13 protein-coding genes are annotated in these 14480 nt (G+C 69.8%); 7 read left to right on the top strand and 6 right to left on the bottom strand.

Annotated elements, in window-relative coordinates:
* Nucleotides 1–76 precede the first annotated feature (76 nt).
* The 7 genes from LGM56_RS18190 to LGM56_RS18160 all read left to right on the top strand — a co-directional run bounded on the left by LGM56_RS18190 (nucleotide 77) and on the right by LGM56_RS18160 (nucleotide 8547).
* Nucleotides 77–1228, top strand: a complete 1152-nt coding sequence (locus tag LGM56_RS18190; protein WP_226206162.1) for an MsnO8 family LLM class oxidoreductase — start codon at nucleotides 77–79, stop codon at nucleotides 1226–1228.
* Nucleotides 1225–1800 (top strand): GNAT family N-acetyltransferase, encoded by a 576-nt coding sequence (locus tag LGM56_RS18185; RefSeq protein ID WP_226206161.1) that lies wholly within the window; start codon nucleotides 1225–1227, stop codon nucleotides 1798–1800. The genes LGM56_RS18190 and LGM56_RS18185 overlap by 4 nt, the downstream gene beginning before the upstream one ends.
* A gap of 92 nt (nucleotides 1801–1892) precedes the next feature.
* Entirely contained in the window at nucleotides 1893–3533 is a 1641-nt protein-coding gene (locus LGM56_RS18180) for an ABC transporter substrate-binding protein (RefSeq protein WP_089498447.1), read from the top strand.
* Between the two features lie 53 nt (nucleotides 3534–3586).
* Nucleotides 3587–4615 (top strand): ABC transporter permease, encoded by a 1029-nt coding sequence (locus LGM56_RS18175; RefSeq protein ID WP_226206160.1) that lies wholly within the window; start codon nucleotides 3587–3589, stop codon nucleotides 4613–4615.
* 13 nt (nucleotides 4616–4628) lie between these two features.
* Nucleotides 4629–5498 carry an ABC transporter permease gene (locus LGM56_RS18170; protein ID WP_089498445.1) on the top strand — a complete coding sequence of 290 codons (870 nt, stop codon included), beginning with the start codon at nucleotides 4629–4631 and terminating at the stop codon, nucleotides 5496–5498.
* Nucleotides 5495–7183 carry a dipeptide ABC transporter ATP-binding protein gene (locus LGM56_RS18165; RefSeq protein WP_226206159.1) on the top strand — a complete coding sequence of 563 codons (1689 nt, stop codon included), beginning with the start codon at nucleotides 5495–5497 and terminating at the stop codon, nucleotides 7181–7183. The genes LGM56_RS18170 and LGM56_RS18165 overlap by 4 nt, the downstream gene beginning before the upstream one ends.
* 29 nt (nucleotides 7184–7212) lie before the next feature.
* The gene (locus LGM56_RS18160; protein ID WP_226206158.1) at nucleotides 7213–8547 is read left to right on the top strand and encodes an LLM class flavin-dependent oxidoreductase; all 1335 of its coding nucleotides are present in this window, start codon (nucleotides 7213–7215) and stop codon (nucleotides 8545–8547) included.
* 103 nt (nucleotides 8548–8650) lie between these two features.
* Here LGM56_RS18160 and hutC read toward each other — a convergent pair whose 3' ends face one another.
* The 6 genes from hutC to LGM56_RS18130 all read right to left on the bottom strand — a co-directional run bounded on the left by hutC (nucleotide 8651) and on the right by LGM56_RS18130 (nucleotide 14217).
* Nucleotides 8651–9406, bottom strand: coding sequence for a histidine utilization repressor (hutC, locus tag LGM56_RS18155; RefSeq protein ID WP_089443948.1), 756 nt, complete (start codon nucleotides 9404–9406; stop codon nucleotides 8651–8653).
* A gap of 56 nt (nucleotides 9407–9462) precedes the next feature.
* Nucleotides 9463–10956, bottom strand: coding sequence for an HAL/PAL/TAL family ammonia-lyase (locus LGM56_RS18150; protein WP_226206157.1), 1494 nt, complete (start codon nucleotides 10954–10956; stop codon nucleotides 9463–9465).
* A 7-nt stretch (nucleotides 10957–10963) separates the two neighbouring features.
* A complete protein-coding gene (locus LGM56_RS18145; RefSeq protein ID WP_089443946.1) occupies nucleotides 10964–11755 on the bottom strand; it encodes an ABC transporter ATP-binding protein in 792 nt (263 codons plus the stop codon).
* A gap of 27 nt (nucleotides 11756–11782) precedes the next feature.
* On the bottom strand, nucleotides 11783–12529 hold the full coding sequence (locus tag LGM56_RS18140; protein ID WP_089498439.1) for an ABC transporter permease: 747 nt from the start codon (nucleotides 12527–12529) through the stop codon (nucleotides 11783–11785).
* 12 nt (nucleotides 12530–12541) lie between these two features.
* On the bottom strand, nucleotides 12542–13264 hold the full coding sequence (locus LGM56_RS18135) for an ABC transporter permease (protein WP_039353368.1): 723 nt from the start codon (nucleotides 13262–13264) through the stop codon (nucleotides 12542–12544).
* Between the two features lie 92 nt (nucleotides 13265–13356).
* Nucleotides 13357–14217, bottom strand: a complete 861-nt coding sequence (locus LGM56_RS18130) for a transporter substrate-binding domain-containing protein (RefSeq protein ID WP_039353370.1) — start codon at nucleotides 14215–14217, stop codon at nucleotides 13357–13359.
* Nucleotides 14218–14480: the final 263 nt, after the last annotated feature.

Here is a 14480-nt window from a genome sequence, read left to right as displayed (position 1 = left end):
CAAACGGCGTCGAAAAATAATCCGGCATGCCTAACCCGTTGATCGTGCCGCTTCGAACCGCGCCGGTCGCACCCTCATGACGTCCGACGCCCCTCATTCCGCCGCTGCATTGTCCGCCCTCCCGTTTCGCCTGAGCGTGCTCGACAAGAGCCCCGTCGCACCGGGCGAAACCGCCGCCGACGCACTCGCGCGCAGCGTGTCGCTCGCCCGCTTCGCCGACGACGCGGGTTATCACCGCTACTGGCTCGCCGAGCATCACAACACGGCCGCGCTCGCGTGCCCGTCGCCGGAAATCCTGATCGCGCATGTGCTCGCCCACACTCGCCGAATTCGTGTCGGATCGGGCGGCGTGATGCTGCAGCACTACAGCCCGTACAAGATCGCCGAGAACTTCAACCTGCTCGCGTCACTTGCACCGGATCGTGTCGATCTCGGCATCGGCAAGGCGCCGGGCGGGCTGCCGTTGTCGACGCGCGCGCTGCAAGCCGGCTACGACCCGGCGCGACGCGCGTCGTTCGCCGAACTCGCCGCCGAGCTGAAGCGCCATCTCGACGGTAACCACACGCCGCCGGGCGACGCGGAGAACGAAGCCGCCACGCTGCACGCGACACCGTTTCCGCCCGTCGCCGCCCAACCGTTCCTGCTCGGCGCGAGCGCCGAAAGCGCCGCGCTGGCCGCCCAGCTCGGCTGGGCGTTCGTCTATGCGTCGCACCTCAACGCAGCCACCGCCGATCTGGAACGGAGCTTCGACGCATACCGCCGCGCATCCGGGGGCCGCACGCCGCTGCTCGCCGTATCCGTGATCGTCGCCGCCACGCGCGAAGCGGCCGCGCGACTCGCGAGCGGGCATCAGGGCTTTCGCGTGCAAGTGGGCGACACGCCGGCGGTCAACGTCGGCAGTCTCGAACAGGCGCACGCGTACATCCGTCAGGCGGGCGACGGGCCGCATCGGATCGACGCCCGCGAGACGCGGATCGTGCACGGCACGCGCGAGGACGTGCTGCGCGAACTCGACGTGCTGCATCGCCGCCACGGGATCGCGGAATTCGTCGTCGACACGCCGCTTGCCGATGCAGCACCGAGGATTGTGTCGCTGCGGCTGCTGGCCGGTGCATCGGCTGACGGCAATGACCTGGCGGCGTCACGACGCGCGACCGAAGAAACGCCGCATGCACCGCACACCGCCGCCGTCACCCGTCAACCCGATCTCGAAGGCGCCGCACGATGACCGATACGATCCGCATTGCCGGCGCCGACGACGTGCCGGCCCTTTATGCATTGCTGCAGGACGCGTATGCGCCGCTCGTGCCGCAGGGCGTGCACTTCAACATCATTCGCTCGCCGATCGAGCACGTCGCGCAGACCGTTGCGCGCGAAACGACCTTCGTGCTCGAGCGCGCGGACGCCGACGGCCGCCGCGCGCCTGCCGCGACGCTGACCGTGCGGTTCCCGTGGGTATCCGGCGAGCGCCCCCGCACGCCGTATCCGTTCCTGCACTGGTTCGCGGTGGCGCCCGCGTTCAAGCGGCAGGGGCTCGGCCTCGCCCTGCTCGGCCACGTCGAAGCGCAATTCCTGACCGGACAGGTCAAGGCGCCCGCGACCTATCTCGCGACCGCGACCAATCATCCGTGGCTGCAGCCGTACTACGAGCGGCAAGGCTATGTCGCGTTCGACCGCTCGACGAACACGCTCGGCACGCCGCTCGTCTGGCTGAGAAAGATCCTGATCCCGGATCTCTACCGGGAACCGCCGGCGGCGGATGCCGCTCAGGGCGTCGAGCGTCTTCGCGCCAGCGCATGACGTTCCACGCGCGCCGTTTCGACACCTGTCCCGCACCGCGCTTCGTCGTGCCCCGTTCCACCCGCCATGCCACTTGTAAAGGATTGCCCCGCATGACCTTCGCTTTTCCGGATTCCACGCTCCGCGCGTCGCGCCGCACGGCATCGGCCGCGCTGCTGTTCGCCCTCGCCTTGCCGCCCGCGGCGTTCGCCCAGGGCACGCCCGTCACGGGCGGCACGCTGACCTGGGGCGTCGAATCCGAGCCGCGCACGCTGAATCCGCAATTGAACGGCCAGGACAAGGTCGAGCTGCTGCTGCGCAACGTGTATGAGAGCCTGCTCGCGCGCAAGCCGGACGGCAGCTTCGTGCCGTGGCTCGCGACCGGCTACAAGGTGTCGCCCGACGGCAAGACCTACACGTTCACGCTGCGCGACGGCGTGAAGTTCAGCGACGGCGCGCCGCTCGACGCGCAGGCCGTCGCGCGCAACTTCCTGAACGCACGCAATCCGGCCTATTCGGGCGGCAGCCAGCTCGCGGGGCAGATCCTGCACGTCGCGGACGTGAAGACGCCGGACGCGCGCACGGTCGTGATCACGCTCGACGCGCCGTATGCGCCATTCCTGACCTTTGCCGGCCGGTTCGCGCTGCTGTCGCCGAACGCGTTCGACCGGCCGGGCCTGAAGTCGGGCGGCACCGACGTCGCCGGCACCGGCCCGTTCATCCTGCGCCGCTACGTGAAGGGGCAGGAAATCGAATTCGCGAGGAATCCCGACTATCGCTGGGCGCCGCCGACAGCGGGCCATCAAGGCCCGGCTTACCTCGACCGGATCGTCTACCGGTTCCTGCCGGAATCGTCGGTGCGCACCGGCGCGCTGCTGTCCGGCCAGGTCGACGTGATCGAAGGCGTATCCGGCAACGACGCGGCGTTGATCCGCAAGAACCCGGACTTCACCTACCAGCACGCGCTGAACACCGGCACGCCGTACTCGCTGTTCCTGAACGTCGGCTACGGCCCCACGCAGGACGTGAAGGTGCGCCGCGCGCTGCTCGAAGGGCTCGATACGACCGGCATCGTGCAGTCGATCTATCGCGGCGAGCGCACGCGCGCATGGGGCATCACGTCGCCGATCGACCCGCTCTACGACGCGCGCATCGAAAAGACCTACGGCAACAATCCGAAGCTTGCCAACCAGTTGCTCGACGAGGCCGGCTGGCGCGCACGCGACAGCGGCGGCTACCGCACGAAGAACGGCGAACGGCTGACGATCGCGGTGATCCAGGCGCAGGCGACCGTGCGCGACCAGCGCGACGTGCTGCTGCAGGCGCTGCAGGCGCAGGCGCGGCAGCGGCTCGGCGTCGACCTGAAGATCCAGTACGTCGACGACGGCACGTACGTCGAGGCGCGCAAGACCGGCAAGTTCGGCTCGATCGCGAACTCGAACACGCCGCCGGACGGCATCGACATCGAGGGCCACTACCTGCCCGTCGATCGCGGCGGCGCGCTGAACTACAGCCGCGCGGCGGCGCCGGAACTGACGCGCTGGCTGCAGGCGGCCGCGCGCACGCAGAACGTCGCGGAGCGCAAGACGCTGTACGGCGAGCTGCAGCACTTCGCGATCAACGAGCAGGCGTACGCGGTGCCGCTGTACGAACCGGAGGACCAGATCGCCGCCGCGAAGGCCGTCCAGGGCCTGCGCTTCCGCCCGTTCGCGCAGATGCCCGAGAACCCGTACGACGTGTGGGTGAAAAAGTAAGCGAGCCAGCCACATCGGTCCGCCGCGCGCGGCACCGGCAGGAGAAGCCGAGCATGAACCATCCGAGCGCCGTCCCTGTTTCCGTTCAAGACGCCGCGGCGCCCACGCCCGCCGCGCCGCCCGCCTCGTCGCCGGCCGCGTGGCGCCGCGTGCTGCGCTCGCCGGTGGCGACGCGGCTCGCCACCGGCGTACTGGTGCTGTGGGCCGCGATCACGCTGTCGTTCGCGGCCGTGCACGTCGCGCCCGGCGACATCGTCAGCATCCTGATCGGCGAGCAGCTGAGCACACCGCAGATCGAAGCCGCGATCCGCCGGGAATGGGGGCTCGACGAACCGCTGCCGCTGCAATACCTGCACTACCTGTGGCGGGTGCTGCACGCCGACTTCGGCCGCTCCTACATCCTGAACACCGACGTCGCGCCGCTCGTGATCGGCCAGCTGTGGCCGACGCTGAAGCTGACGGGTGCGGCGCTCGTCGTGACGCTCGTGTTCGCGGTCGGCCTCGCGGTGCTGACGGCCGGCCGCCGCTGGGCCGGGCGGGCGGCGTCCGGCGTCGAGCTGCTGCTCGCGTCGACGCCGTCGTTCTGGCTCGGGATCATGCTGCTGTTCGTGTTCAGCTTCACGCTGAAGCTGTTCCCGGTCGCCGGCGATCGCGGCTTTGCGTCGCTCGTGCTGCCGGCGCTGTCGCTCGGGCTCGCGCAGGGCGCGGTGATCGGCCGCGTGCTGCGCCAGGGCATCGAGCGCGCGCTCGACGAGCCGTATGCGCTGACGGTGCGCTCGTGGGGCATCGGCGGGCTCGCGCTGCGCGTGCGGCACGCGCTGCGCCACGCGGCGCTGCCCGCCGTCACGCTCGCCGGCTGGCTCGTCGGCGGGCTGCTGAGCGGCGCGGTGATCACCGAGCAGGTGTTCGGCCGGCCCGGCCTCGGCAAGATCACCGTCGACGCGGTGCTGTCGAAGGACATGCCGGTGATCCTCGCGATCGCGATCCTGTCGGCGGCGATCTATGTCGCGCTCAGCACCGCCGTCGACCTGCTCTACCTGCTGATCGACCCCCGCCTGCGCGACCGCCGCGCACGGCATTGAACCGGAGACACCGATGTCCACGCCCCTCGACCTGCCGTGGCGCCCGCGCGCGCCAATCGGCGCGGCCGGCTGGCTGCGCCGCCATCCGGGCCTCGCGCTCGCGGCCGTCTACCTGCTGCTGAATGCGGCCGCCGTGATCGCCCCCGGCTGGCTCGCGCGCTACGACCCGCTGGCCGCCGATCCGCTGGCCGCGCAGCTCGGCAGCAGTGCCGAACACTGGCTCGGCACCGACCAGCTCGGCCGCGACATCTTTTCGCGGGTCGTCTACGGCGCCCGCTACTCGCTGTCGATCAGCGCGGCGTCGATCGCGGTCGCGACGCTGTTCGGCACCGCGCTCGGGCTGTTCGCGGGCCTCGCGCGCGGCTGGCTCGACGAACTGATCTCGCGCTTTCTCGACGTCGTGTCCGCGTTCCCCGACCTGCTGCTCGCGCTGATGCTGATCTCGTTTACCGGCCCGGGCGCCACGAACCTCGTGTTCGCGCTCGGCGTCGCGTCGGTGCCGCGTTTCGCGCGCGTGGTGCGTGCGCAGACCTTCGTCGTCGCCGGCTCCGGCTACGTCGAGCAGGCACGCACGCTCGGCCTCGCGCCGGCGGTGCTGGTGTGGCGCCACGTACTGCCGCACGCGATCGCGCAGGTGCCGGTGCTCGCGACCGTCGGGCTCGGCACCGCGATCATCGGCGCTTCGGGGCTGAGCTTCCTCGGCATGGGGCCGCAGCCGCCCGCCGCCGAGTGGGGGCTGATGCTCGCCGAGGGCCGCAACTACCTGTACAACGCGTGGTGGATCGCGGTCTGGCCCGGCCTCGCGATCACCGCGGCCGTCGTCGCCGTGAATGCGCTCGGCGGCTACTGGCAGGCTCGCTTCGAACGCCGGGAGACGACATGACGACCCTCGCACCGGCACCGCACGCCACGCCGCTCGTCCACGTCGAACGCCTGACGATCGGGTTCCGCGGCCCGCGCGGCACGCGCCCCGTCGTCGGGCCGCTCGACCTCGTCGTCCATGCCGGCGAATGCGTCGCGCTCGTCGGCGAGTCGGGTTCCGGCAAGTCGGTCACCGCACGCAGCCTCGTCGGGCTGAACGGCCCGCACGCCGTGGTGGACGCCGAACGCCTCGAGATCGCCGGCACCGATGCGCGCCACCATCGCGAACGCGACTGGCGCGCCATTCGCGGCCGCCGGATCGGCTACGTGCTGCAGGACGCGCTCGTGTCGCTCGATCCGCTGTGGCGCGTGCGCGATCTCGTCGCCGAGGCGCTGCACGATACGCGGCGGCGCGACGTTCACGCGCGCAGCGCCGACCTGCTGCGCTCGGTCGGCATCGACGAGCCCGAACGGCGCTTGCCGCAGTATCCGCACCAGTTGTCGGGCGGCTTGCGGCAGCGCGTGCTGATCGGCACCGCGCTCGCCGGCGGTGCATCGCTGCTGATCGCCGACGAGCCGACCACGGCGCTCGACATGACCGTGCAGCGGCAGATCCTGTCGCTGCTGCGCGCGCGCCGCGAGGCCGGCGATGCGCTGCTGCTGATCAGCCACGATCTCGCGGTCGTCGCCGAACTCGCCGATCGCGTGCTCGTGATGCGGGCCGGCCAGGTCGTCGAACAGGGGCCGGCGCGCGACGTGCTGACCGCGCCCGCGCATCCGTACACGCGCCAGTTGCTCGCCGCGATTCCGACGCCCGCGTCGCGCGGGTTCCGGCTCGCGGCGGATCCGCAGGCCGATGTCGACGCCGCGGCCGCGCGCATCCCGCTGCCGCCCAAGCGGATCGACGCCCGCGTGAAAGTGCTCGCCGTCGACGCGGTGACGAAGCGCTACGGCAGCCACGACGCGCCTGTCGCGGTGGACGGCGTGTCGTTCGTGCTGGCGCGCGGCGAGACGCTCGGGATCGTCGGCGAATCCGGTTCCGGGAAATCGACGATCGCGCGGATCGTGCTCGGCCTGATCGAGCCGGAGCACGGCACCGTCACGCTCGACGGCGAACCGTGGAGCGGCGTGTCCGAAGCCGCACGGCGGGCCCGCCGCGCACGGCTGCAACTGATCGCGCAGGACCCGTACAGTTCGTTCGACCCGCGCTATTCGGTCGGCCAGATCATCGGCGAAAGCCTCGACGCGATCGGCGTGCGCGGCGATGCGCGCCGCCGCCGCGTGCTGCAGCTGCTCGACGAAGTGCGGCTCGGCGCCGGCTGCATCGACCGCTATCCGCGCGAATTGTCCGGCGGCCAGCGGCAGCGCGTCGCGATCGCGCGCGCGTTCGCGCCGAATCCGGCGCTGCTCGTCGCGGACGAACCCGTCAGCGCGCTCGACGTGTCGATCCAGGCGCAGGTGCTCGACCTGCTCGCCGACCTGCAGGCCGAGCACGGCACCGCGATGCTGTTCATTTCGCACGATCTCGGCGTCGTGCATCACGTCGCCGACCGGATTCTCGTGATGCGGCGCGGCCGCGTGGTCGAAAGCGGCCCGGTCGGCACGGTGTTCGCCGCGCCGTCGCATCCGTACACCGCGTCGCTGCTCGACGCGCTGCCCATGCTGCCCGACGCGCGCCCGTCGCCCGCGCGCGCCGCGTTCGCATGACACCCGCCCCTCTCTCGTTCCTGCCCGTCATGAGCCAACCGACTTCCGCTACCTCCCGCCCGATCCATCTCGGCGCCATCATCCAGGGCGCGTCCGGCAACATGTCCGCGTGGCGGCATCCGGACGCGGTCGCCGACGCAAGCATCAACGTGAGCTTCGTGCGCGAGCTCGCGCGACAGGCCGAGGCCGCGAAATTCGACCTGCTGTTCGTCGCCGACGGCCTGCACATCAACGCGAAATCGATCCCGCACTTCCTGAACCGCTTCGAGCCGCTCACGCTGCTGTCGGCGCTCGCGCTCGTCACCGAGCGGATCGGGCTGGTCGGCACGCTGTCGACGTCGTACAGCGATCCGTTCACCGTCGCGCGGCAGTTCTCGAGCCTCGACCACCTGAGCGACGGCCGGGCCGGCTGGAACGTCGTCACGTCGCCGCTCGAAGGCTCGGCGAAGAATTTCTCGCGCGACAGGCACCCGGAGCATGCGCTGCGCTACCGGATCGCATCGGAATTCCTGACCGTGACGAAGGGGCTGTGGGACTCGTGGGAAGACGACGCGTTCGTGCGCGACAAGGCGAGCGGCGTATTCTTCGATCCGGACAAGCTGCACACGCTGAATCACGCCGGCGAATTCTTCTCGGTCGCCGGGCCGCTGAACATCGGCCGCTCGCGACAGGGGCGCCCGATCCTGTTCCAGGCCGGCGCGTCCGACGACGGCAAGGGGGTCGCGGTCGAGCATGCCGATGCGATCTACACGCGCCAGGAGACGATCCGGCTCGCGCAGGCGTTCTATGCGGACGTGCAGAAGCGGCTCGCGGCGCGCGGCCGGGCACCCGACAGCCTGAAGGTGTTCCAGGGCACGAGCGTGATCGTCGCGGCATCGGCCGCCGACGCGGAGGCGCAGTATCAGGACACGGCGCGGCTCGTGACGATCGACAACGCGCTCGACTATCTCGGCCGCTACTTCGATCACCACGACTTCACGCAATACGCGCTCGACGCGCCGTTCCCGGATCTCGGCGAGCTCGGCGGCAACCAGTTCCGCAGCACCACCGACACGATCAAGCGCGACGCGGCCGAGCGCGGCCTGACGCTGCGCGAGGTCGCGCTCGAGGCGGCCACGCCGCGCCCCGCGTTCGCCGGCACGCCCGAGCAGGTGGCGGACGGGTTGCAGGCGTGGGTCGATGCGCGCGCCACCGACGGCTTCATCGTGCGCGGCGGCACGCCGACGGCGTTCACGGAATTCGCGACGAAGGTCGTGCCGATCCTGCAGGAACGCGGCGTCTACCGGCGCGATTACGAAGGCGCGACGCTGCGCGAGCATCTCGGGCTCGCGTACCCGGTCAACCGGCACGCGCAAGCGGCCTGAATGCCGGCCGCACGGAGCGGGCATCGGGCAGCCGGTGCGCGCCCCGCCCCGACGAACGCCTTCGGGCGAAGACGTCGAACGGCAGCAGCGGCCCGCCCCTTGGCTACACCCGCCCCGCCAGATGAAACCGTGACGCCGGATGCCACAGCTGCACCGACGTCGCGACCTGCCCGCCGACCCACGTGCGCCGCCGCAGCAGCAGGCACGGTTCGCCGATTTCCATCACGAGGTGCCGGCGCACCTGCGCATCGGGCTTCTGCGCGTAGATGCGGAATTCGGCACGCTGGATCGGCGCGAGCCTCACCATGTAGTGGTTCGGCGTCTCGACCGTGAAATCCTGCTCGAGATACGCGGGAAACAGCGCCGGATTGACGTAGCGATCCTCGAACTGGATCGGCTCGCCCTCCTCGCAATGCACGATGCGCGAATGAAACACCGGCCCCGTGCGCAGCCCGAGCGCTTCCACCGCTTCGGGATCCTCACTGCTTTCGAGCGTCATCACGCGCGCACTGTGCCGATGGCCGCGCTCGGCGATCTCGTCCGCGATGTTGCGGATCTCGAGCACCGTCGATTCGTAATGACGGCGCTCGACGAAGGTGCCCGCGCCCTGGATGCGGGTCAGCACACGCTCGGCGGTCAGCTCGCGCAGCGCACGCGACACCGTCATCCGCGCCACGCCGAACTCCTTGACCAGTTCGGCCTCGGTCGGAATCGCGCCGCCGGGCTTCCAGTCCCCGTTCGCGATCCGCTCCACCACGTAGCGCTTGATCTGCTGGTAGGCCGGCAGCGCGCGCGCCGGCACGTCGTCGCCCGGTACCGCCCCCGGCCGGGCCGCCGTGTATCGTTCCGCTTCGTTCATGCGCCCTCGATCGAATGAAGATGGGATGACCTGCCGACCGCCGCCCCGCCGCTGCGTCACGCCAACGACGGCGGTACGCCCGCGACGATGGCGGCCGCGCTCGCGATGTCGTCGGCGAGCGGCCGGTCGTCGTGATACGCCGGCACGCGTTCGCGCACGTATCGCCGCAGCGCGTCGGTCGGCGCCGCCCGCGATGCTTCGTTTTCCTGCAGATCGTACGCCTGCGCGGCGGCCAGCAACTCGATCGCGAGCACACGTGTGGTGTTCTCGATGATGTCGAGCGCCTTCAGCGCGGCCGGCGTCGCATGGCACAGGTGATCTTCCTGCAGGCCCGACGTGATGCCGCCGTCGAGGCTCGCGGGCGCGGCAAGCCGCTGGTTCTGCGCCACCAGCGCGACCGCGGTGTACTGCGCGATCATGAACCCGGAACACGTGCCGCCCGGTGCCGCGAGAAACGCCGGCAGCCCGCTCACGAGCGGATTGACGAGCCGGTCGAGCCGCCGCTCGGCAATCGCCGCGACCTGCGCCATCGCGGCCGCGAGGCTGTCCATCGCGAGCGCGATGCCCGCGCCGACCGCATGCGCCTGCGAATGGACGGCCGGCGCGTCGCGCGTGCCCGCGACGATCGGATTGTCGGTCACGGACGCGAGCTCGCGGTCGACGACTTCCGCCGTGACCGCCAGCACGTCGCGCGCCGCGCCGTGCACGTGCGGAATCGTGCGCAGGCTGAGCGGATCCTGCGTATGCCGCCCGTTCGCCGCGGCGAGCATCGCGCTGTCGGCGAGCATCGCTCGCAGGCGCGCGCCGACGTGCCCGATGCCGGGCGAAATGCGCAGCGCCAGCGAGGCCGGATCGAACGCGGCGAGCTGGCCGCCGAGATTCTCGAAGCTCGTCGCCGCGATCCAGTCGGCCCAGTCGAGCAGCCGCTCCGCGCGGGCGAGCGCGAGCGCGGCGAGCCCCGTCACGCACGGCGTGCCGTTGACGAGGCTCAGCCCCTCCTTGGCGCCGAGCGACAGCGGCTCGCGGCCGATGCGGCGCAACGCTTCGTCGCCACGCACGCGTTCGCCGCGATGACGCGCGTGGCCGTGGCCGATACAGACGAGCGCGACGTGCGCCATGTGGGTCAGGTAGCCGACCGACCCGTGCGCCGGCACTTCCGGCAGGCAATCGTGCTCGAGCAGCGCGACCAGCTGGTCGACGATGTCGGCCCGCACGCCGGAATGCCCGTGCGCGTAGTTGTTGATCGCGGCCGCGATGATCGCGCGCGTTTCCGCCGCACCGAGCGGCGCACCGACGCCGACCGCGTGGCTCATCAGGATGTTGCGCGACAGCGTACCCTGCTGCGCGGGCGACACGATCACGTCGCACAGCGCACCGACGCCCGTGTTGACGCCATACGCGCGAATGCCGCGCGCGACGATGGCGTCGACGAGTTCGCGCGCCGCGACGACACGCCCGCGCGCGTCGTCGGTCAGCGCGAGCGGCGCGCCGGCCGCCACCGCCGCGATCTGCCGCCAGTCGAGCGGCCGGGCCGAACGGAATACGGTCATGGCGGCCTCAGTTCGCGGCACGGTCATGATGGCTCGACACGAACTGGCGGAAGCGTTCGGAGCACTGGCCGCCGAACAGTTCGCCCGGCGTCCCGTCCGCATCGACCTCGCCCTGATGCAGGAACATCACGCGATTCGACACGTGCCGCGCGAAACCCATTTCGTGCGTGACGACCAGCATCGTGCGCCCTTCCTCCGCGAGCGAGCGCATCACGCGCAGCACCTCGCCGACCAGCTCCGGATCGAGCGCGGAAGTCGGTTCGTCGAACAGCATCACCTTCGGATGCATCGCGAGCGCCCGTGCGATCGCGACCCGCTGCTGCTGGCCGCCCGACAGATGGGCCGGATAGTAGCCGCGCTTGTCCGCGAGGCCGACGCGCGCGAGCAGCGCCTCCGCTTCCTCGACCGCTTCCGCGCGACTGCGCTTCTGCACGCGCAGCGGCCCTTCCACGAGATTGTCGAGCACGGTCATGTGCGACCACAGGTTGAAGTTCTGGAACACCATCCCGAGCTGCGAGCGAATGCGGTCGACCTGGCGCCGGTCGCCCGGATGCAGCTTGCCGTCGCGCGCGCGTTTCATCTTCAGTTCCTCGCCGGCCAGTGCGACGGAGCCGTCGTCGGGCGTTTCGAGCAGGTTCAGGCAGCGCAGGAAGGTGCTCTTGCCCGAACCGCTCGCACCGAGGATCGAGATGACGTCGCCTTCGTGCGCGTCGAGCGAAATGCCCTTCAGCACGTGGTGATCGCCGAACGACTTGTGGATGTTCCTGACCGACAGGGCGACGGGAGCAGCAGAGTTCATCGATTTCTCCTGGAAGGAAGGACGCGGTCAGGATGCGACACGTCGCGCATTGCGTGCGTCGGCCGCGGGTGCGCCGGACGACTTCGGCGCGCGCAGGTGGCCCGACAGCCGCCATTCGAGCGCGCCGAGCAGGCGGACGACGATGAAGTTCAGGCCCAGGTAGATGAGGGCCGCACACACGAACACCTCGGTCGTCCGGTAGGTTTGCTGGATGATCTGCTGCGCGACGCCCGTCACCTCCCACACGGTCACGAGGCTGGCGAGCGCGGTCGACTTCACCAGCAGCACGGCTTCGGTCGAATACGCGGGCAGGCACTGACGCAGCGCGATCGGGCCGATCACGCGGCGCAGCAGCGCGAAGCCCGACAGGCCGATCGAATAGCCGGCCTCGATCTGCCCGACCGGCACGGCCATCAGCCCGCCGCGCAGGATCTCGGCCGTGTAGCCGGCCGTACACAGCGCGAGCGACAGCACCGCGCACACGTAAGGCTCGCGCAGCAGCGGCCACATGAAGCTCTCGCGGATCACGCCGAACTGGCCGAGCCCGTAGTACACGAGAAACATCTGGATCAGCAGCGGCGAGCCGCGAAACACGAGGATGTAGGCACGCGCGAAGCGGTTCGGCAGCCAGCGCGGCGACACGCGCATCGTGACGATCACGAGCGACAGCAGGCCGCCGAGCACGAGCGACGCGAAGAACAGGCCGAGCGTGGTCGGTACCGCCGCGAGCAGCTGGCGCAGCGTGTCGAACAGGAAGTCGAAATCGAGTGACATGGACGCGCTCCGTCAGTTGCGTGCGAAGTTGCGGCGGAACGACCGGCCGACGATCGCCTCGGCCCGGTTGAACACGCGGTTCGACAGCCCCGTCATGACCAGGTAGAGCGCACCGCCCGCGACGAAGAACACGAAATACTGGTGGGTCGAATTCGCCGCGATCTGGCTCGTGCGCAGCAGCTCGGCGAGCCCGGTGACCGAGATCAGCGCCGAATCCTTCAGGCTCAACTGCCACACGTTGCCGATGCCGGGCAACGCGAAGCGCAGGACCTGCGGAATCAGGATGCGCCGCAGCACCATGCTGCGCGGCATGCCGATCGAGCGCGCCGCTTCGAGCTCGCCCTTCGACACCGCGAGCACGGCCGCGCGATACACCTCGGCCTGGTACGCGCCGGAAATCATCCCCACCGCAAGCGCGCCGATCACGAACGGCGGCACGCCGATGAAGCCTTCCGCGCCGAACCACTGGCCCACGGCCGTGACGAGCGTCGAGCCGCCGAAATAGAACAGGTAGATGACGAGCAGTTCGGGCACGCCGCGAAACACCGTCGTGTACAGGTCGCCGAGCAGGCGGGCGCTGCGATAGCGCGACAGCTTCGCGGCCGCGATGCCCGCGCCGATCACGGCGCCGACCGCGAGCGCGGCAAGCGTCAGCGCCACCGTCATCAGCGCGGCGAGCAGCAGCACGCCGCCCCAGCCTTCGGTTCCGAAGCCCAGCATTTCAAGGATCGCCATGCGTGCCTCCCGGCAAGCGTTGAGTGGATCGGCAGGATGCGCGCCGCCGCGCGCGGCTCATGCCGCTTGCGCGGCGGCGGCCGGACGTGCGCTTACGGCGTGACGTCGGTCTTGAACCACTTGTCGGCGAGCTTCTTCACGGTACCGTCCGCGAGTGCGGCGCCGATCGCCGTATCGAACTTCGTCTTCAGGTCGGCATCCTGCTTGCGGAACGCGAGCCCTTCGCCCGGCCCCCAGATCGGGCCGCCGAGCTTCGGGCCCGCGAGCACGATCGATGCGGTGTCCTTCTTCGTGTTGTTCGCCGCGTAGTACGTGACGTCGTCGAACGACGCGTCGATGCGGCCGGCGACGAGGTCGAGATCGCGCTCGGGCGAGGTCTTGTACACGCGGATCGACGCGATGTCCTTGAAGCTGTCGTTGATGAACTTCGTGTAGACGGTGCCCGACTGGATGCCGATCGTCTTGCCCTTCAGCTGCTTGCGCAGCGCGTCGACGGTCGATTTGTCGGCATTCGCGTCGCCCGACAGCTTGACGATCGGCGCGCCCGGCGCCGCCTTCGGCAGGATCTTCGTATCGGTGACGGCGAACGTCGCGGGCGTCGCCGCATACGGACGCGAGAACAGCAGGATCTTCTCGCGCTCCGGCGTGATCGAGATCGCATCCATCAGGACGTCGAACTTGCCGGCCTGCAGCCCCGGGATCATCCCGTCCCAGTCCTGCGCGACCATGTTGCACTGCACCTTGATCCGCTCGCACACGTTGGCGAGCAGCTCGGGCTCGAAGCCGCCGAGCTTGCCGCCCGGCAGCGTGAGGTTCCACGGCGCGTAGCCGCCCTCGAGCGCCACCGTCACCGTCTTCCATTCCTTCGCCTGCACCGGCGCGGAAAGCGTGGCCGCTGCCGCCGCGATGATGCCGATCGTCCTGACTGCCCACTTGATGCGCTTGCCGTTCACGAGTTTTCTCCTTGCGTTGAAGATCGTCATCCCTTCGGTCATGCAAGCGGCCTCAGGAATTTGTCTATACAAGCATGCAAGAAGAAAAATGGAGCGACAAGCGTTGATCAAAAAAAAACCGGGAAAACGCGGGAAATCCCCTAATTCCGGGGCTCTGCCGTGCGTCGCGGTGGTGATTCCCGGCACGAACATGGTGCATTTCATCTGATCTTTCGATCAGGATGACTAGACAAATTCGTGATTCGAATGTTTCGCTAAACACA

This window comes from Burkholderia sp. AU38729 (assembly GCF_020419725.1).
In the GTDB taxonomy this organism is placed as follows: domain Bacteria; phylum Pseudomonadota; class Gammaproteobacteria; order Burkholderiales; family Burkholderiaceae; genus Burkholderia.
The sequence above is the reverse complement of the archived record's forward strand: the minus strand, read 5'-3'. Positions and strand labels throughout refer to the sequence as shown.